Origin of the sequence: Nocardia puris (assembly GCF_003315035.1) — a bacterium.
Classification (GTDB): Bacteria; Actinomycetota; Actinomycetes; order Mycobacteriales; family Mycobacteriaceae; genus Nocardia; species Nocardia puris.
Genome location: NZ_QNRE01000008.1, coordinates 238,467 through 257,991 on the forward strand (window position 1 = coordinate 238,467; position 19,525 = coordinate 257,991).

A 19,525-nucleotide genomic window follows, 5' to 3' on the forward strand; every position below is an offset into this window, starting at 1 on the left:
CCGCCTCGTAGGCGGGATTGATCGTCCCGTCCTCCAGCAACCGCGGCACTCCCCGGTACAACGGTTCGCCGCCCACCGGCAGGTTGCCTTCGGCCACAACGGTCCCGTGGACGACGGGTGGCGTGCCGCCCGTCAGCCCACCGATCGGCCCGGCATCGTCGGTCCCGGGGCCGTCGTCGGCAGCGCGGCCGGATTCCGTGTTCGGCTCGGCGACCCGATCCGGCGGGGGTGCGGGCGCCGGATCACCCGGTGGCCGCCCGGCTCCGGAGGCATCTGCGGCAGGGCGGGTGAACAGGGCGCCGGCCGATTCCAGCTCGCCCGAGGCGTAGGTCAGGTCGCCCGGGGCGATCGTCACCTCCGTGAAGCCGAACAGCCGGGCGAGTTTACCCGTATGGGTGCTGCGCGCGGCCTCGACGGGATCGAGTCCGGCTTGCAGGGACGCCGTGAAGGTCTCGAAGTTGTCCGAGAGCGGCGGGGTAGAGAACCACTCGCCCCGGATCGCCCGGACCCGATGCCCGAGCGCCCGCAGAACGTCGGCGAATATCTCGGTCCCCGAGGGAGTTCCCGGTCCGCTACGCAGTTCGAGGGTGAGCACGCCGTCGGCGTCGACCTGGGCCAGCACTCCGAACCGGTCGCTGCCGCCGTACCGGTTGACGTACACCGATCCGTCCGGGGACATGCGGCCACCGAGCGGTGCGTCGACCATGGCGTCCGGGCGGGCGAACGTGGCGAGTTCGTCCAGGCGCAGCAGGAGGGCGGTGTGCCAGTTCTCCCGGCCAAGCGCCGCGAAGTCCGGCGCCAGCGCCTCGATCCGGGCGCGGAGCGAACGCACCTGGCCGGGCGTGAGATCGTTGGGCACGAACGCGATCTCACCGCCGGCCGTCCTGGTCACATACCGTTCGGCGAAACCGAGCGGGACCGGCGTGGGGCGGGAGTCGTTGCCGAAGGCGAGGTGGTTGCCGATACCGCCGATCTCCTCGCCGGGCCGCACGGTCCAGTCGGAGTTCGCCCGGCCGCCACGATCGGTGAGCGCGTCGAGCAGCCCCAGACCGTTCGCACCCGGCGCGTCGCGGAAGGTGTCGGCGGCGTCGAGTATTCCGTCGGCGACCGGACGCCCCGGCTCGAGGTCGGTGAACACGGTGGTCGGCGAATCGCGATGCACCGGTGCGATATTCGCGCCGACAGCGGCGCCCATCAGGGCGACCAGCTGGGCGGCGTCGGCGTGGCGCGTGTTGCGATAGGTGGTCCGGACCAGCACGTCGCCGTTGCCGAAGGTGATCCGCTCGGCGCGCCGGGGTTCATACATCGCCCGGCCCTCGGCGATCGGTTCCACCGACCGGATGCCCGAGTCGAGCGCGGCGGCCACACGGTCGGAGAACGGGCGGATGCCGTGCGCGATATCCCAGGCGCGGCCGAAGCTTTCACGGTACGACGGTGTGTCGACCGAGTCCCGATGTTCCGGCAGCACGGTCCGCAACGCCGCCAGGCCCGCCTCGTTGGCGATCCGGTCCAGCTCGGCGCGCACCAGTCCCCGCTCCGCCGCGGCCGCCCGTGCCCGCGCCGCGTCGAACGCCTCGGTGTAGGCCCGCTCCGGCGCACCGACCGGCAGGTCGTGCCCGGCCTCCCGCAACTGCCGCGCGATTACGATCTCGAGCGCGAGCGCGCGGGCCTCGCCGGCGATCATGCGCTCGATGTAGTCCGCGCGCGAGGACAGTTGCCGGGTGCGGGCGTACGCGACGGGATCGGTCCGGGCGATATCGGCGTGGATCGCGGCGTGCGCGAGGGCCAGCAGGTTTTCGGCGTCGGTCGCGCCCGGGTCGAGGACGAGGGTGTTGCGCTCGGGCAGATACCCGGCGGGCCTGCCGGTGTCGTGCACGATCCGGACGTCGTGACGGCGCAGCGTCTCTTCGATCCACTGTCCCGGTGGGAGCGCGACGAGGGCTTCCCGCAGGGCGGCGAGACGCTGGGCGGTGGCCTCGGCCACGAGGTCGCCGGGCGTCACCTCCGGGACGCGTGGTGCGGGCTCCGCGCCGGTGTTCGCGGCGGCCTCCACCGACACCCGGCCGTCGCGGTCGACGGTCACGGTCCGCGACTCGCGCTCGGATGTACGCGAAAGACGTTCCGCCGCAGCGGGATCTGTCGCGGCATCGGCCAGCACCCTGATGTGCTCACCCGGTGGCGCCGCGACGATCACCCGATCGGGGTCGCCCGCCCGGATCGCCACGTGATCGCTCAGAATCGTCAGCCCGTCCGCGCCCGCCTCGGCGATGAGCACGTCGCGCGCCGCCGCTGCCGCGAGGGTCTCATCGATCCGCTGGTACTCCCAGCGAGCGTGCGCGTGGCGGTCGGCCGCATCCGCGAGGGCGCGCAGATCGTGTGCGCGGCGGCGCAGTGCCGCGGACTGCTCGGGTGGGAGTCCGGGCTCGGTGAGCGCCCGGTCGATCCGGGCCAGCTCCTCGAACACCCGCTCGCGCAACGCCGATCGACCGGCGTCCGCGGGAAGTCCGAGCGCCGTGGCGGACGCGCGCACTTCGGCTGCGAGCTCGTCCGCCAGCAGTCCGGCCGCCTGCCGCTCGAGCGCGTCGGCGCGGAGGCGTTCGGCCAGCGCCGGGGTGGACACGGGATGGGCATTCGTCCCGGCCTCGGAATCGGCCGCCCGCGCGCGATCCCAGGCGGCGCCGTAGTAGTCGGCGTAGGTCACCCCGTCGTCGGAGCGGAAGGCGGCGATATCGGCGCGGATCGCGGCGGCCGCGAACTCGTGTGCGGCGCGATGGACGACCTCGGGGTCCCGGGCGAGCCCGGGATCGCGCAGCGCGAACCGGTCCATGGACAGATTCGCGACGGCACGCTCGTAGGCCTCGGTGTACTCGCGTTCGAGCGCGCCCGCCACCGGGCTCGCGTCGACCTGGTAGCCGAGGTCGCGCAACTGCTGGGCGAGCTCGATGCGACGCACGTTCGCCTCGACCTCTTCGTCGACCATGGCGCGGACGAACTCCTCGCGCCCCATCGTCCGTATCCGCTCGCGGGCGCTGCGCCCGTCCCGCAAGTACTCGGCGTGCACGGATTCATGGGCGATCACCAGCGCCTGCTGCACGTGATCGGTGCCGCTGGTGTAGGTGACCAGCGTCAGATCCCGCCTGCGCATCTCGCCGGCGCGACCGTCCGGGTGCGCGCCCGCGAACCGCTCCCGTACGGGCCCCGCGTCCAGTTCGGCCAGTATCCGCGCCCCCACCTCGGTCTGCGCCAGGAGAGCGCGCACCTGATCGGCGGGGTCGCCCAGCGACCGCATGCTGGACACCTGCCCGGAGTCCCCGGCCGCGCGTGGCCCGTCACCCCAGGCGGGCACATCCAGCTCATCGTCAGATCCCGGGCCGCGCATGATGTCGTCGAGGCGGGCGTCGGCCTCCGCGAGCAGGGCGTCCATGCGGTCGTGGAACCGCAGGACGGCGGCATCGATGCGGGCCGCCGGGTCGATCGGGGGTGCGGTCCGATCGGGTCCGGCTTCGATCTCACGCAGGATCGCGTCGTATCGCGCGTCGGCGGCGCGCTGGATGGTGTCGAGGCGGACGTTCAGCTCCGCCATCAGGGCTTCGACGCGGGCATGGAACCGCCGGACCGAGTCGTCGATGCGCACAACCTGATCGCTGGGATCGGCTCCCGCGATGAACGGCTCGCCGGGGTCGCGGGGGAATACCAGCATCATCTCGTCCAGGCGAGCGTCGGCGCGACGCTGGATCTCATCCAGACGGGAGTTCGCTTCCCGCATGATCTCGTCGGCGCGCTCACCGAACCGCCGGACAGCCTCGTCCAGGTCGGCCACCGGGTCGTCCGAATCGGCACGGGGCCGGGCTGTACGCTCGGCGCTCGGTCCGTCGAATTCGCGCCGGAGCTCGGCGAACCGGGCATCAGACGCCCGCTGAATGTCGTCGAAATGTCGCTCGGCGCGGCGCTGGGCGTCATCGATGCGGGCATTGGCCTCCGCGACCAGGGCATCCGCTCGTTCCCCGAACCGCGCCGCGGCTTCCTCGAGGGCCGCCAGCGGATCGTGCCGATCCGAGCGCATCTCGGTCGGTTCGGCGGAACTCGCGGCATCGCGCGGGGATCGCGGAGGAATGATCTGCTGCTGGACCTCCTCCACACGGCCCTCGGCGCGCGCGGCCTCGATACCACGGGCGAAGTCGGCAACCCGGTCCTGCGCACCGCGCGAAGCCGCACCCTCCGATGCGGAATCGGCGGCCGGTCGGCCATCACCAGCATCGGAGTGCCCGGACGCCGTCCCGGTCCGCGGCACCTGCTCCGTCGAATCCGACTGCTGCGCACCGGATTCGGCCACGGAACGGGCGCCTCGCGGAGGCAGGATCTGCTGGTCGCCGGACGCGTGCGGTGGCCCCGCGCTCGCGGCGGCCTCGAATTCGCGGGCGAGTTCGGCGAAGCGGGCGTCGGAGGCGCGCTGGATCTCGTCGAATCCCTCCCCAGCGCGGCGCTCGGCCTCGTCCAAGCGGGAGCGGGCCTCGGCGATCAGCGCGTCGGCTCGATCGCCGAACTCGCGCACGGCTTCGTCGATGGACGCCAGTGGGTCGTCCGAATCCGGTTGCCGCGCCGCCGATTCACCCGCGCCGGCGGGGTCTGGCTCAGGGATGCGGCGGGCGGCCGAGGCGGGGCCCTCCGGTGGACTGTCAGGAGCGTCCGGGCGCGGCCCCACCGGGGCCGGACCGTCGTCGTCCGGACCGTCGCGGAACTCGTGCATGATGTCGTCGAGGCGGGCGCCGGCACGACGCTGGATCTCATCCAGCCGGGTGTTCGCTTCCCGCATGATCTCGTCGGCGCGCTCGCCGAACTGCCGGACCGCCTCGTCCATCCGCGTGAACGGGCCGTCGGCGGGCGGCGTGACGGGCGGCTCGGGGTCGCCGAGATCGGTGCGAGTGACCGTGATCCGGCCGTCCTCGCCGAAGTCGATGCGCAGCTCCCGCACCGGTGTGCCGCGATCGAGCAGAGCGGCGAGTTCGGGATGATCCCGCCGCCCTTGATCCAACACCCGGGCGGCGTCACCGTCGCTCCACCCGACGACCACGATCCGGGGTGGGTCGTCCAGCACACCGATGCGGTCGGTCAGCGGCCTGGCGCCCTCGTTCGCGACGGCGTCGCGTTCCATCGCAATGGCCATCGCGCCGTCGAGGATGCCGAGCCGTTCCGCCGCGTCCAGGTGGCGCAGCGCCGCCTCCTCGAACGCGTCGATGGCAGCCAGACGGTCGGCCATCTCGTCCGCGCGCATCGTCCGGCCGCGCATCTCCTCGGCGGCGCGGCGCACCGAATCCCGGTCGGCCACATCGGAGTCGTCCACCGGCAGCCGGTCCATGGCCCGGTTCAGCGCCGCACGGGCCGCATCGCGCTCCCGCACGGCGGCCGCGTTCTCCGCCGCCAACCTGTCCATGACCGCGGCGCGCATCCGCGCTTCGTCGGCCAGTGCGGCCGTCTCCCGGCGGTAGGCGTCCTCGATGCGCGAGCGTGGATCATCTGCGGGGATCGGCGCGGGCGACGGCTGCGCGGCCTGCCTGCGCTGGAACTCGGACGATAGTTCGGCGAGTTCGGCCAGCCGGGCGGCCCGTTCGCGCACTTCCTCGCGCAGGCGGGCCTGGAGCTCGGCGAGCTCGTCGGCGGAGAGGCCTTCGTGCTTCTCGATCCTGCCGTCGCGGTAGTCCTCGTAAACCTCGACCAGGCGGGCGGCGTCGGCGCCCTCGATGTCGACGCCGATCACGCCGGCCCAGTCGGGATCGACCTGCGGGCGGGCCTCGGCGCCGGGCGGATCCGCCGGTACGCGGTCCGGTGCGCCGACCGCGTCCGCGAAAGCCTGCACGTCCCCGATGATTTCGCGCAGGTGTGCGGGCGATCCGGCATCGTGGACCGGTAGCTCCCCCGTCCCGGCACGCGGGTCGGGCGATCGACTCCCCTCCGGTGTCTCCCGGTACGGATCGATGTCGAGCAGCGCCTGCGCGAACTCCGCCAGCGCGGCCCCCACCTGATCCTCGCGACCGCTCCGGACCGCCTGCCGGATCTGGTCGACGAGAACCCCGGCGTCGATACCCTTCTTGTCGCCGTGGCGCACATACCGGAGTTCGCTCGGAGCGTGCTGTTCGCCCCGCTCGGCGAAGTACGGATCGTCCCCCTTCAAGTACTTGCGCGGGAAGAGCTCCTCCGGAGCGAGGCCGAGACGGCGGGCCAGCTGATCGCGGGCGGCGAAGACGGCCGCGGAGTCGATGTCGCGCAGGACTTTCGCGTAGCCGGTCAGATCCTGCACACGCTGGCGTAGCAGCGCCGTGCGCTGTTCGGAAGTGAGCACCTGCGCGATCCGGTCGGCGGTGAGTTCCGACGGCGGCACACCGAGCCGGTACGCCACCTGATCACGCACCTCGGTGATGCCGAAGAAGGACTCTATCGCCCAGGCGCTGCGGGTGAAGTCCGCGATGGCCTCGATGCGCGCGGCGCGCAAGGCGTTTCGCAGGCGCTCGTCGGCGACGATTCGGTCCAGCGCGTCGGCATCGCCGGCATCGATGCCGAGTTCGCCCGCCAGCCTGTCGATGTCGGCGCGCAGCTGCTCGGGCGAGAGGTCGCGGAGATCCCGGGGAGTGGCCGGGTCACCGGGCGGGGTATCCGGAACCGGCTGCCAGGTACCGTCCGGCGCGCGCAGCAGGGTGACGTCGACGGGGCGGCCGTCCACCACGCCGTGAAAGTGCCGCACATCCGCTGTTCCCGCCGGATCCATGTGCAGACCCCCCGCGCGGTCGACCCACGCGTCGGCGAACTCCACCCGGATCGCACCTCGATTCACCGCCTCGGCCAGGTCGGGATCGGCGGCGAGCGTATCGGCGAGCCTGCGTGCCGTATCGCCGGGACCGTCCAGCACGAGGAGACGATCCCGGCCGCCCGCGTCGGGCACCCGCGCCACGCCGTCGCCCACCACGGACGCGTCGTGGGCGGCGAACCATTCGGCGAGCGACGCCGCGCGCAGTGGACCGCTGTCCTCGGACCGCACCAGAGGTGCCGCGATATCGGCGAATCGAGCCAGTTCCGCGGCGTGGTCCGCCGTTTCGGCATACAGCTGCCGTACGGCCGCCTCCAGGCGCTGACGCTCCAGTTCGGCTCGCACGCGATTCACCTCGGCGGTGTCCGCGTCGGCGAGCAGTCGCACCAGCTCCGCCGGATCCCGCGGCGCCAGCAGCGAACTCAACTGCGCAGGGGGCAGGCCGGCCAGTGCCTGGAGCGGATCGGCCGGCACGGGCGATCCCTCGCGGGCAGTCGTCGACACCAGATCCGCGAGCGCCCCCGCGTCCAGGTTCGCCAACAGCCGCGCTCGGTCCCGCTCGCTCAGGTTGGCCAGCACATCGGCGGGGCGCACCGCGTCCAGCGCGGTCAGGTCTACGCCGAGCAGTTGCGCCCAGACCGACCGCTGGTCCTTGATCTGGTCGCGGCGCAGCGCGTTCTCGAAGTGCTCCCGCAGGCCGTCGTCGCGACCGGGCTGATCGCTGTAGTACAGATCGCCCCAGTCGCGCGCGGGCTCGCCGCCGTTGTTGACGCCTTCCCAGGCCAGCAGGGTCGGGTCGAGGCCGCCCGCGCGCAGTGCCTCCATCAGATAGCGGTTCAGCGGATCGCTGTCGAACATGCTGATCTCGCGGCTGTACGGGATGCGCGCGTTCTCGTCGATGTACCGCAGACCCGCCGCGTACAGCGCGTCGATGGCCGCCGCGCGGCGCGCAGTGCGGTACTCGGCTTCGGCCAGAGCCCGCCGCACGCTCGCCGGGTCGGTGTCGCGCAGCGGGATGCCCGCGCGGTCGGCGGCGGCGCGGAGTTCGTCGTCGGCCGCGCGGGCGGCGTCGTCTCCGGTGCGGTGCGCGTTGTCGCCGGTCCGCGAGTCGTCCGCGGCGGGAGCGCTGGATTCCACTGCGGTGTCGCTGTTTTCGGGCGGTCCGAGGGTGACGTCGGGATCGAGCAGGCCCGCCAGCTTCAGTTCCCGCTCCATCTCGCGCAGCAGCTGCGGGTCCGCGTCCTCGATCCAGTACGCGTACTCGGCGCCGTCGGCGTCCAGGATCGGGATGTGCTCGCCCGCGATATCGCGCATCCGGCTCGACAGTTTCCCGAAGAACTTGATGAGCTCCCGGTTCTTCCACATCGTCGCGCCCTCTTTCCAGATGCGCGCCGGATTGAACGCGCCCTGGGCGTCGGGGTCGGTGAGGCCCGCGAAGTCCGACAGCGCGGTCTGGCCGCGACCGTCCTCGCCGGACCCGGATGGGTACTTGGGATTGTGACCCTGGTGGCCGGCGCGAGAGGGCGTCAGCTGGTCGCGCCCCTGATCCCCCAGCTCGCGCAGCGTCGCCCGCAACCGGTCCCACCACTGGCGCAGGCGCGCGCTCCGCTCGGAGACGGGATTCCCGGGCCGCACGACGATCTCGCCTTCCCCGGACGACTCACCTTCGGCGGCAGTTGTTTCCGGTTCCGGACCGGGCACCCGCCACTCGCCATCCGCGTCGGCGCGCAAAGCCACCGCGACGACCTCACCGTCGACGTCGAGCAGCAACCTGCGCACGTCTGCGGGCTCCGGAGCCCTGGCGGCGCGCGCCAGGTCGGCGAGCAGGGCGATGTCGCGTGCGCGACGCAGGGTTTCCTCACGCAGCTCCGCGATCGTGCGGTCGACGGCGGGACCCACGGCGTCCCGGTCGAGACCCAGGAGCCGGGCCAGCTCGGCGCGTTCGGCCGCTATCTGGGCGCGATGCGCCGGGTCGGTGGCGGCATCGAACCGAGCCGCGTTGTCGGCGAGCGATTCGATGGTGCCCGCCACCAGCAGATTCCAGTATCGGAGTTCGGCGAGCGTGCGATCCAGGGTGTCCGGGCGCAGATCGGCGTCGGTGGCCGCCAGGCGCCGCGCCAGCTCCGCGCGCAGGTCGGCCTCGGTGCGCATCGACGGCGGTGTGCGCGTACTGTCCGTGCCAGGTCTGGGCACCTCGTCGGCATCGCTTCGGACCTCGCCCCCGGTGTCGCGCCGCGCCGAAGCGTCCGCGCCGAGCGGAGTCTCGCTGTCGCGTCGCACCGCGTCACCGGCATCGAACCGGTCCGAGCCATCGGTGCCGGATCGGGCAGGGCCCTGCGCGGCGTCCGGTGCACCGGGCTCCAGCGCGGGCACAGCCAAGCCGTCCAGACCCAGTGCGCGGAGCTCGGCCTCCATCGCGCGCCGGGTCTCCGGGTCGGCCTCACGCCAGAATTCCTCGCCCCCATACAGCTCGTCGACGTCCATCGGACGGAAATCGTCCGGGAAGCGCATGAGGCCCGCGCCGTCGTCTAGAAAGCCTCGGGCCCTGGCCATATCGGCGAGCTCACGCAGGGTGCCCAACGGGTCGCGGTTGCCCGTCAGTTCCTCCGAGAGACCGAGCGCCTCGGCGAGCCTGTCGGCGTAGGCCCGCTCGGCATCGGTCAACCGGGCTGGATCGTCACCACCGGCCCGGACCTCGGGCCGGTCGAGATAGCGACGGATGTCGTCCAGGGGGTCGCGATCACCCGGTGGATCGGGACGATCGCCCGAGCTGTCGCCGTCGTCGCCGGGATCGTCCGGATCGGGGGGACGGCCGGTGACCGGTCCTTCCGGTGGGCGCCCCGATCCGCCGCCCACCGGGTCGATCACGGGATCGTCGTCACCGGAACCACTTTCGGCGCGGTCCGCCGCGTTCTCCGGTTCCTCGTCGGCACGCGCCATTGCCTCGTAAGCCGACCGCAGCTGCGGCGTCAACGGTTGCAGCGGCGCGCCCGCGCTGTCGAACAGCACGGCGTAGGTGCCCTCGATCGGACCTGCGGTCCGCGGCGGGAACGGACCGGCGGTGCGCTCGGACAGGTCCCGCACCACGACGTCGCCCCCCTCGACGGCCATGACGTAGGCGTGCTGCCCCGCGGGGCCGTAGTCATCGATCACCAGCGCGAACACAGGGCCGTCACGGCCCTGCTTGCGCTGGTGCGCGGACTCGTCGCGCAGACGCTGCGCCATCGCCTCGTGATCGGTGAACGGACGCAGTTCGCCGCCGCCCGCCGCGATCACCTCCGGGCCCGACATGCCGTCGAGGCCGATCTCGCGCTCGGGTACCCGGATCACGTCGCTGCCCGTGACCCCCTTCAGGTACGCCAGCGACAGCTGTGCGCACTTGCCACGCGTGTCCGCGGGATCGCGCGACGATATGGCGCCCTCGCCCACCGGCCGGGCGTCGGCGTCCGTGCGGTCGCCGGACGCGTCGGGTGTGCCCCGATCACCGTCGCCGGAGTCGGTGGCACGCGGCCCCTCCGCCCCTGCGACCGAGTCCGGCGATCCGGCACCCACCGAATGTGGAGCAGCGGCAGCGTCCCGGGATTCCCCCGCGTCCGTGCGCGCGGCCGCGGCGTCGGCGGTGGCGGCCTGGACCGCGCCGGTGAGATCGATGGTGGACCGACGAGCTCGCGCCGCGAGTGGTTCGGAGGCGGAATCCGCGTCGGCTCGTCGCTCGGCCGCGCCCACCCCGGCATCACCGACGTCGGGTCCGGCGCCGGTGGCGCGCCTGTCGGTCGCACCCTCGCGCGCTTCCGCGGTTGCGGGGGCCACCTCGGCGGCGAGCCCGCTCGCCGCTGTCGCGGGGGCCGGTCGCGCACCGGCATCGCCGTCGGGTACTCCCTGCTTCGTCCGCGCCGCCCCACGCTCGATCGGCGCACCGCCGGACTTGATCTGGTCCATGCCCGGTCTGCCTGGCGCAGAACGATTCTCGGCCGCCGGGTGTGGACGGGAGCCGTCACCGGCCGGTCCGGAGGGCGCCGGCGGCGCCGCAACCGGCTGCGCTGCGGTGGATGTCGACGCCGAAGAGCCGGTCGTCGAGGGCGGGTCGGCGCGCGAGTCCGGCGCTTGCGCGGCAGTACCCGCCGGATCGGCTGTGCCGCCCCCGGGAGCGCCCGCGACGGCGTCGTCTTCGCCCGGCCGCGGGGCAGCCGCGGGGTCTCCGGGCCGGGGATTCGCGTCGGAGACGCCCCCCGGAACCGCCTCCGCCGCTCGGTTGTCCACCGAGGTGGCGGTGGGTTCACCATCCGTGGCGGCGTCGGTCGGCGCCGCGCCCTCGGCCTGTCGCGCACCTTCGGCGGGGGGCGCATCGGTCGGCGCCGCGCCGGTGGGCGGCTCCCCCTCGGCGCGATGCCCAGCCTCGGTGGGCGGTGCGTCCGCCGCGGGCGGGGTTCCGTCGGTCGATGGCGTGTCCTGCTCGGGAGCCGGTGCCCCCTCGGCGGGCGCCGGGTCTCGGTCGGTGAGCGAGGCGGCATCGTCCGACGTGGCCGGATCGACCACCTGCTGCCCTTCGGCGAGGGGTCGCTCGGCCGGTACGGAGTCGCCCGTGGTGTCGCTGGCGGCGGGCGCTTCGTTGTCGGTGCCCTCGGCCCGCGAACCCCCGTCCACGCCCGGCTGCCGCGAAACGGCGCCATCGCCCGCAGTTGCCGCGCTCTCACCGGTCAGCGGCCCGCCGTCCCCCGAACTGCCGTTTGTCGCATCATCACCCCCGCGGGGAACCCCCTGTCCCGGTGCGTGCCCCCCGCCCTCCGGTGTCGCGGCGACTGCACCGCCATTCGCCGAAGTTCCTCCACTCCCGGGACCGGTCGCCGCCGGACCGGAGCCGTGCGTCGGCGTCTCACCGCCGACCCCGGCGGTGAGACCGTCGGCCGAACCGGGCGCTGTGCTCGTACCGTCCGATGAGCCCGGCGGCGGCCCGGCGACCAGCGCGAACCGGGAGGGGTCAGCCGCGGGCTGATAGATGTCGGGATACTTGTTGGCCCAGTAGTGGTGTGCCTGCGCCGTACTCGCCCCGGACAGTGCGCCGTTGATCATGCCCGCACTCGCGATGCCGCCGCCGGAGACCGAGCGCAGGTCGAACTCGCTCAGCGACTTGTCCAGCCGGTTGACCGCCTCGTCCCATCCGTGATTGGCGGCGTCGAACGCGAACTGGGTTCCCAGACCCGCGAGGTAACCGGCGCCACCACCGGCCAGACCCGCGGTGGCGCCGGTGATCGCGCCCTGCATCCACGGCGCCATCGCATCGCCGAATTTGTCGCTCAGCTTCCGGCCCACGAGGTCGCCGAGTGGCCCCGCGGCGGCGCCGCCGGCGGCCGATCCCACCAGCGCGCCGACGATCTGGTCCACCTTGAAATCGGTGCGGTGGCCCTGACTGTGCTGCCAAGCCTGGATGCCCACCTCCTGGCCGACACCGATGACCGCGTCGAGGGCGATGTGGCGCATGACGAACCGGAAAAGCCCGGGAAGATCGGCCGTCCACCGGGCCACTTGGGTCATCAACCGCGTGAAGATCGCCCGGATGCCCATGCGAGTAGCGGTGATGGCCGCCGCCGACACCGCGGGCGCCGCGGGCGGGAAGAGCCACGCCGCCGCGATCTCCGCCGCCAGCAGCGCCAGCGACGTGATCATCAGCAGCTTGGCGTAGTCGATCTCGGTGCCGGTGTTGAACGCCGACGTGGCGATCGCCTCGAGGTTCGTGACGAGACCTTCGAGCGACTGTTCACCGGAGGCGAGGGCTCCGAGCGCTTCGATGATCTCCGCGCCACCGGCCCCGGACGGGTAGGCGGTCTGCGCGTCGGCCTTCGCCGCCTTCACGTCCTCGATGATCGATTCGAGTTCCCGCGCCGCCGCCTCCCACTCCGCGGCGAGCGCCCACATGCCCTCTTCGTCGCCGTGCGGCCATTCCGAGCCCGCGACCCATTCCAGCCAGGCCAGATAGCCGGGGATCCCACTCATTCGCTACTACCCGGCGTCACCAGCTGCTGTCGGTGACTCCACGCGCCCGCACCTCGTGATGGTCGAGCTCCTCCACGTCGCTGAACCGCATCTCCTCCGACCCGTTCTCGTCGGCGGCACGCCGCTCGTCGGCATCGGGCGGCGCGAGTGGAGCCACCTGCGTCACCGGCATTTCACCGCTCAAATCGGGCATGCCCTCGACCAGGTCGCTCAGCTTGGGCAACCGTGCGCGCCGGTCCTCCAGCGGAGACATCAGCTCGCTGCCCAGCCGAGCCACCTCGGCGGCCGCCTGCTGCGCCGCGTCGGTGACCGCCTTGGCGATCTCGGCATAGCTCAGCTCGTCGACGCCGGACCCGAACTTGGTCTCGATCACGATGCCGTCGGCGTTCACCGTGACCGTCACCTGCTTGTTCCTGACCGACGCGGTGGCGGTGAGCCGGGCTCGCTCCTGCTGCACCCGCGCGATCATGCGCAGCTGCTGCTGCACCTCGCCGAGCACCTCGGTCATCTCCGCACGGGTGCGCTCATTGACCAGACGACCGGGACGGCTCATCGGAACATGCTCTCGTTCGCCCGCTCCTGCGCCGCCAAGTAGTCGGCGGAATCGTTCTCCACATCGCGGATCTGGGCCAGCGTCGTCGCGACGCCGTCCAGTGCGCCCAAGGCCGAGTCGCGGGACTCGGCGTAGCCCGGGGGGCCCTGCTCGAAGGTGGTGCCGATCTTGTCGTCGCCCCACGGTTCCCCGAGAGCCGCGGTCGAACTCGCCAGCCTGACCCTCAGGGCTTTGATGCGATCGTGCACGCCTTCGGTGGTCCGCGCGGCCCTGCGAAGCAGATCCGGGTCGACTTCCACCCTGTCCGTCATCGCCATCACTCCTCCCGAAACACCCCGCGGCCCGTCCGCCGATTCCGACGGTGCCAGTCCAGCGCTAACCAGCGGTATCCCCTTTGTGAACCAAAGGTGGCCGGGAATAGACCAGCGCAGTGCCGCAACGGAATTCACACGGATCGGTGGCGCGCCGCAACCGACGCCGAGACCTGCGATGATGACCTTGTGCGAATCCTGGTGCAGCGAACGACGGCGGCGGAGGTCACCGTTGCCGGCGAAGTGGTCGGCCGCATAGACCCCGCGGCGCACGGCGCACCGCACGGTTTGGTCGCGCTGGTCGGCGTCACCCACACCGACACCGGCGCGACCGCCGCAGCGCTGGCCGAAAAGCTGTGGCGGCTGCGCGTTCTCGACGGTGAACGCTCCGCCGCCGATCTGGACGCCCCGATTCTCGTGATCAGCCAGTTCACGCTCTACGCCGACACCCGCAAGGGGCGCCGACCGTCGTGGTCGATGGCCGCGCCGGGGTCTGTCGCCGAACCCCTGGTGGCGGTGTTCGCCGACGCGCTGCGCGGACTCGGTGCGACCGTCGCGACCGGGCGTTTCGGCGCGCATATGAAGGTCGAACTGATCAACGACGGCCCCGTGACGGTGCTGCTGGAATCGTGACGCGCACGGGTCGAACCCACTGCGGCACAAAAGAATCCGGCCCGGCCACCGTGAATGGCGGCCGGGCCGAGTGGATTCGGGGCTCCGGAGAGCTCGCGCTACTCCGGCCGCAACGTCAGAATGCGCGGACCGTCTTCGGTCACCGCGACCGTGTGCTCCCAGTGCGCGGCGCGGCTGCCGTCCAACGTCACCACGGTCCAGTCGTCTTCGAGGACCTTGGTCTGGGTGGTGCCGAGGGTGAGCATCGGCTCGATGGCCAGCACCGATCCGACCACCAGGCGCGGGCCCTTGCCGGGGGCGCCCTCGTTGGCCAGGAAGGGGTCCATATGCATTTCGCGGCCGATGGCGTGGCCGCCGTAGCCGTCGACGATGCCGTAGGCGCGGTCGTGCAGTTTCTCGGCGGCGCGGGTGCCCAGTTCGATGGCGTGCGACACGTCGGTGAGCCGGTTGCCGGGCAGCATGGCCTCGATGCCCGCCTCCATCGACAGTTTGGTGGCCTCGCTGAGCAGGCGGTCGGCCTCGATGAGGTCGCCGACGCCGAAGGTCCACGCCGAGTCGCCGTGCCAGCCGTCCAGGATCGCGCCGCAGTCGATGGACACCAGATCACCGGCCGACAGGATCTCCTCGGCGGTCGGGATCCCGTGCACCACACGGTCGTTCACCGACGAGCAGATGGATCCGGGGAAGCCGTGGTAGCCCTTGAAGGACGGGACGGCGCCCGCGTCGCGGATGGTCTGCTCGGCGACCTCGTCCAGCTCCAGCGTGGAGACGCCGGGCTTGGCCGCCGCCCGGACCGCGACCAATGCGCGGCCGACGACGGCGCCCGCCGCCGCCATGGCGTCGAGTTCACCGGCGGTGCGGAACGGCACCACCTTCTTGTTCTTGCGACCGAAGACCATGGCGGCTCAGCCCCGCGCCGACGGCGGCATCAGTGTCCCAGAGCGCTCAGCGCGCGGGCGTTGACCTCGTCGACCTCGCCGACGCCGTCCACGGTGACGACCAGGCCGTCGTAGTGGTCGAGCAGCGGCTCGGTCTCCTCGCGGTACACCCGGAGACGGTTGCGGATCACGTCCTCGTTGTCGTCGGCGCGACCGCGCGCGAGCATGCGCTCGACCACGGTGTCCTCCGGCACGACGAAGCACAGCACGGCGTCGAGCTTCTGGTCGAGATCGCCGAGGATCTTCTCCAGTGCCTCGGCCTGGTCGACGGTGCGCGGGTAGCCGTCGAGCACGAAACCGTTCGCGGCGTCGGGCTCGTTGACGCGCGCCTCCACCATGCGGTTGGTGACGTCGCTGGGCACCAGGTCGCCGGCGTCCATGTACTTCTGCGCCTCGCGACCCAGCGGGGTCTGCTGGCTGATGTTCGCGCGGAAGAGATCCCCGGTGGAGATGTGCGGGACGCCCAGCTTCTCCGACAGCAGGACGGCCTGGGTGCCCTTGCCGGCACCCGGCGGACCGAGCAGTACAACTCTCACTTGAGGAACCCTTCGTAATTTCGATTCATCAGCTGGCTTTCGATCTGCTTCACGGTGTCGAGGCCGACACTCACCATGATCAGCACCGCGGTGCCGCCGAACGGGATGTTCTGGATACCGCTGGTATTGCCGATGTCCAGGAACACGTTGGGCAGGACCGCCACCACACCGAGGTAGATGGAGCCGGGCAGGGTGATGCGGCTCAAGACGAAGCTCAGATAGTCGGCCGTCGGCTGACCGGGACGGTAGCCCGGAATGAAGCCACCGAACTTCTTCATCTCGTCGGCGCGCTCCTCCGGGTTGAAGGTGATCGCGACGTAGAAGTAGGTGAAGAACACGATCAGACCGAAGTAGATCGCGATGTACACCGGGTTGGTCGGGTTGACCAGGTATTTCTGGATGATCTCCTGCCACCAGCTCGGATCGGTGTTGTTCTGCGACCCGGTCAGCTGGGCGATGAGGTTGGGCAGGTAGAGCAGCGAGGACGCGAAGATCACCGGGATGACGCCCGCCTGGTTGACCTTCAGCGGCAGGTAGGTCGAGGAGCCGCCGTACATCTTGCGGCCGACCACGCGCTTGGCGTACTGCACCGGGATGCGGCGCTGACCCTGTTCGACGAAGGTCACCGCGACGATGATCAGGAAGGCCGCCACCAGGACCAGGCTGAAGACCAGGCCGCCGCGGCTCTCCAGGATGGCCCCGCCCTCACCGATGATGGCGGCGGCGATACCGGCGAAGATCAGCAGCGACATGCCGTTGCCGACGCCCTTCTCCGTGATCTGCTCACCGAACCACATGACCAGGGCGGCGCCCGCGGTCATCACCAGGACGATGATGACCATGCCGAAGATGCTGGTGTCGGCCAGGATGTCCTGCGGGCAGCCCTGCAGCAGCTGACCGCGCGCGGCCAGCGCGACCAGACCCGTCGCCTGCAACACGGCCAGCGCGATGGACAGGTACCGCGTGTACTGCGTCATCTTGGTCTGGCCGGACTGGCCTTCCTTGCGCAACTGCTCGAACCGCGGAATGACCACGGTGAGCAGCTGGACGATGATGCTCGCGGTGATGTAGGGCATGATGCCGATCGCGAAGACCGACAATTGCAGCAGCGCGCCGCCGGAGAAGAGGTTGATCAGCTGGTAGATGCCGGCGTTGTCGCCATCGGAGACCAGCTCGACGCACTCCTGCACCGCCTGGTAGTCCACGCCCGGTGAGGGCAGCGCGGCACCGACGCGGTACAGCGCGACCAACCCCAGCGTGAAGAGAATCTTCCGCCGTAAGTCCGGAGTCCGGAAGGCCGATACGAAGGCGGAAAGCACAGATCCTCCTGGCGCGAACGACATGGTCATGCCATGGCTGTTTCAGCGGTGTGCCCGGACCCTCGTCGGACCGGGACGCCGAAAACCACGACGTGGCTTGGCAGACAACAACTGAACTCTAACAGTGGCACCGGACGAGCTCTTCACTCGTCCGGTGCCACTGTCGTCGAGACTACCGTCAGCCCAGCTCGGTGACGGTGCCACCGGCGGCGGTGATCTTCTCCTTGGCGGAGCCGGTCACCTTGTCGGCGGTCACCTGGACCGCGACGCCGATCTCACCGTCGCCCAGCACCTTCACCAGCTGGTTCTTGCGCACGGCACCGGCCGCGACGAGCTCGGCCTTGCCGATCTCGCCACCCTGCGGGAACAGCTCGGCGATGCGGCCGACGTTCACCACCTGGTACTCGGTGCGGAACTTGTTGGTGAAGCCCTTGAGCTTGGGCAGCCGCATGTGAATCGGCATCTGCCCACCCTCGAAGGCGGCGGGGACGTTCTTGCGAGCCTTGGTGCCCTTGGTACCGCGGCCCGCGGTCTTGCCCTTGGAACCCTCACCGCGGCCGACGCGGATCTTGTCCCGCTTCGCGCCGGGTGCGGGGCGCAGGTGATGCAACTTGATGGTCATGTCAGACCTCCTCAACTGTCACGAGGTGGCGCACGACGTTGATCAGCCCGCGATTCTGGGCGTTGTCCTCACGAATGACGGACTTGCGAATGCCGCGCAGACCGAGGGTCCGCAGGCTGTCGCGCTGATTCTGCTTGGCGCCGATCGAACTCTTGATCTGGGTCACCTTGAGATCTGCCATGGTCAGGCTCCCTGTCCCGCACGCGCGCGCAGCATGCCCGCCGGAGCGACGTCCTCGAGGGGCAGGCCACGGCGGGCCGCGACCTCTTCGGGACGCTGCAGCTGCTTGAGCGCGGCCACCGTCGCGTGGACGACGTTGATCGCGTTGTCGCTACCGAGCGACTTGGCCAGAATGTCGTGGATACCGGCGCATTCGAGCACGGCACGGGCCGCGCCGCCGGCGATCACACCGGTACCCGGGGACGCCGGGCGCAGCATGACCACACCGGCCGCCGCCTCGCCCTGCACCGGGTGGGTGATGGTCGAGCCGATCATCGGGACGCGGAAGAAGCCCTTGCGCGCCTCCTCGACACCCTTCTGGATGGCCGCGGGAACTTCCTTGGCCTTGCCGTAGCCGACGCCGACCAGACCGTTGCCGTCACCGACGATCACGAGGGCGGTGAAGCTGAAGCGACGACCACCCTTCACGACCTTGGAGACGCGGTTGATCGCGACCACGCGCTCGAGCTGGTTCTTCTCGGCCGCGTTGTCCCGGCGGTCGCCGCCGCGACGGTCGCCGCCGCCCCTGCGGTTCTCGCGACCCTCGGGGGCGCTGCCATTCTGTCCGGCGGGTCCGCTTCCGCCGTCACGCCGCTGACGTCCCGGCATCAGACGTTCCTTCCGTTCGAAATCTTGGTCATCAGAACTTCAACCCGCCTTCACGAGCGGCATCGGCCAGCGCCGCGATGCGGCCGTGGTAGCTGTGGCCACCACGGTCGAACACGGCGGCCTCGATGCCCGCCGCCTTGGCACGGGCGGCGAGCAGCTCGCCGACCTTCTTGCCCTTGGCGGTCTTGTCGCCCTCGACGGCACGCACATCGGCCTCGATCGAGGACGCGGCGGCCAGGGTGCGGCCCGCCGAGTCGTCGACCAGCTGCGCGTGCAGGTGGCGCGAGGAGCGGTTGACCACCAGGCGGGGACGCTCGGTGGTGCCTTCGACCTTCTTGCGCAGGCGGAAGTGACGACGCGCCTTCGACAGACGACGCTGGGTCGAGGAGTCCTTGCCCTGCGGGATGCGCTTGGCCTTCTGGTTTTCGGTTTGCGCCATGATCACTTACCCGTCTTTCCGACCTTGCGGCGAACGACCTCGCCTGCGTAGCGGATGCCCTTGCCCTTGTACGGGTCGGGCTTGCGCAGGCCGTGGATGACCGCCGAAATCTGGCCGACCTTCTGCTTGTCGATACCGGACACGGAGAACTTGGTGGGCGATTCCACCGCGAAGGTGATGCCCTCGGGCGCCTCGACCGGCACCGGGTGGCTGTAGCCGAGGGCGAACTCGAGGTTCGAGCCCTTGGCCTGCACGCGGTAGCCGACGCCGAAGATCTCCATCTTCTTCTCGTAGCCCTTGGTGACGCCCTCGATCATGTTCGACACGAGGGTGCGGGTCAGGCCGTGCAGCGACCGGTTGCGCCGCTCGTCGTTGGGACGGGCGACCTCGAGCTGGCCGTCCTCGCCACGGGTGACGGTGATCGGCTCGGCCACGGTGTGGGACAGGGTGCCCTTGGGACCCTTCACCGACACGTGCTGGCCGTCGATCGTCACCTCGACGCCGGACGGCACCGCGATGGGCTTCTTTCCAATGCGCGACATAGTTTCCTGACCTC

General features: G+C 71.1%; 12 protein-coding genes (1 of these 12 running past the window's edge). 1 reads left to right on the plus strand and 11 read right to left on the minus strand.

Annotation, left to right across the window (positions count from 1 at the left end):
- The 3 genes in view from DFR74_RS20945 to DFR74_RS20955 are tightly spaced (at most 16 nt apart) and all read right to left on the minus strand, a layout consistent with a single transcriptional unit that may run on beyond the window.
- Positions 1–12,790, minus strand: partial view of a toxin glutamine deamidase domain-containing protein gene (locus DFR74_RS20945; RefSeq protein WP_113975220.1) — the start only. It extends 26,807 nt beyond the left edge of the window; only the first 12,790 of its 39,597 coding nucleotides appear in the window; the start codon lies at positions 12,788–12,790; the stop codon falls past the left edge of the window.
- A 16-nt stretch (positions 12,791–12,806) separates the two neighbouring features.
- On the minus strand, positions 12,807–13,343 hold the full coding sequence (locus DFR74_RS20950; RefSeq protein WP_232331709.1) for a YbaB/EbfC family nucleoid-associated protein: 537 nt from the start codon (positions 13,341–13,343) through the stop codon (positions 12,807–12,809).
- Positions 13,340–13,654 carry a WXG100 family type VII secretion target gene (locus tag DFR74_RS20955; protein ID WP_147265866.1) on the minus strand — a complete coding sequence of 105 codons (315 nt, stop codon included), beginning with the start codon at positions 13,652–13,654 and terminating at the stop codon, positions 13,340–13,342. The genes DFR74_RS20950 and DFR74_RS20955 overlap by 4 nt, the downstream gene beginning before the upstream one ends.
- Before the next feature lie 189 nt (positions 13,655–13,843).
- Here DFR74_RS20955 and dtd point away from each other — a divergent pair, with 189 nt between their 5' ends.
- Entirely contained in the window at positions 13,844–14,287 is a 444-nt protein-coding gene (dtd, locus tag DFR74_RS20960; RefSeq protein WP_067507508.1) for a D-aminoacyl-tRNA deacylase, read from the plus strand.
- 98 nt (positions 14,288–14,385) lie between these two features.
- Here dtd and map read toward each other — a convergent pair whose 3' ends face one another.
- From map to rplF, 8 genes are all read right to left on the minus strand, one after another.
- Positions 14,386–15,186: a type I methionyl aminopeptidase gene (gene map / locus DFR74_RS20965; RefSeq protein ID WP_067507511.1), complete on the minus strand. Its 801-nt coding sequence runs from the start codon at positions 15,184–15,186 to the stop codon at positions 14,386–14,388.
- A 29-nt stretch (positions 15,187–15,215) separates the two neighbouring features.
- Entirely contained in the window at positions 15,216–15,761 is a 546-nt protein-coding gene (locus DFR74_RS20970; protein WP_067507514.1) for an adenylate kinase, read from the minus strand.
- A complete protein-coding gene (gene secY / locus DFR74_RS20975) occupies positions 15,758–17,080 on the minus strand; it encodes a preprotein translocase subunit SecY (RefSeq protein WP_067507517.1) in 1,323 nt (440 codons plus the stop codon). Before secY ends, DFR74_RS20970 begins: the two co-directional genes overlap by 4 nt.
- A 178-nt stretch (positions 17,081–17,258) precedes the next feature.
- Positions 17,259–17,702: a 50S ribosomal protein L15 gene (gene rplO / locus DFR74_RS20980; protein ID WP_067507519.1), complete on the minus strand. Its 444-nt coding sequence runs from the start codon at positions 17,700–17,702 to the stop codon at positions 17,259–17,261.
- Between the two features lies 1 nt (position 17,703).
- Positions 17,704–17,883: a 50S ribosomal protein L30 gene (gene rpmD, locus DFR74_RS20985; RefSeq protein WP_067507522.1), complete on the minus strand. Its 180-nt coding sequence runs from the start codon at positions 17,881–17,883 to the stop codon at positions 17,704–17,706.
- A gap of 2 nt (positions 17,884–17,885) precedes the next feature.
- Entirely contained in the window at positions 17,886–18,530 is a 645-nt protein-coding gene (gene rpsE, locus DFR74_RS20990) for a 30S ribosomal protein S5 (RefSeq protein ID WP_067507525.1), read from the minus strand.
- Positions 18,531–18,561: 31 nt separating this feature from the next.
- Positions 18,562–18,969: a 50S ribosomal protein L18 gene (gene rplR / locus DFR74_RS20995; RefSeq protein ID WP_067507562.1), complete on the minus strand. Its 408-nt coding sequence runs from the start codon at positions 18,967–18,969 to the stop codon at positions 18,562–18,564.
- Positions 18,970–18,971: 2 nt separating this feature from the next.
- Complete coding sequence (gene rplF / locus DFR74_RS21000; protein WP_067507529.1) at positions 18,972–19,511, minus strand: 50S ribosomal protein L6; 540 nt, start codon at positions 19,509–19,511, stop codon at positions 18,972–18,974.
- Positions 19,512–19,525: the final 14 nt, after the last annotated feature.

Excerpts from the sequence above, each read along its gene's own strand:
- rpmD (WP_067507522.1), bottom strand. The coding sequence starts at position 17,883 with ATGGCAGATCTCAAGGTGACCCAGATCAAGAGTTCGATCGGCGCCAAG.
- rpsE (WP_067507525.1), bottom strand. The coding sequence starts at position 18,530 with ATGCCGGGACGTCAGCGGCGTGACGGCGGAAGCGGACCCGCCGGACAG.
- rplF (WP_067507529.1), bottom strand. The coding sequence starts at position 19,511 with ATGTCGCGCATTGGAAAGAAGCCCATCGCGGTGCCGTCCGGCGTCGAG.
- rplR (WP_067507562.1), bottom strand. The coding sequence starts at position 18,969 with ATGGCGCAAACCGAAAACCAGAAGGCCAAGCGCATCCCGCAGGGCAAG.
- DFR74_RS20950 (WP_232331709.1), bottom strand. The coding sequence starts at position 13,343 with ATGAGCCGTCCCGGTCGTCTGGTCAATGAGCGCACCCGTGCGGAGATG.
- DFR74_RS20955 (WP_147265866.1), bottom strand. The coding sequence starts at position 13,654 with ATGACGGACAGGGTGGAAGTCGACCCGGATCTGCTTCGCAGGGCCGCG.
- map (WP_067507511.1), bottom strand. The coding sequence starts at position 15,186 with ATGGTCTTCGGTCGCAAGAACAAGAAGGTGGTGCCGTTCCGCACCGCC.
- rplO (WP_067507519.1), bottom strand. The coding sequence starts at position 17,702 with ATGACCATCAAGTTGCATCACCTGCGCCCCGCACCCGGCGCGAAGCGG.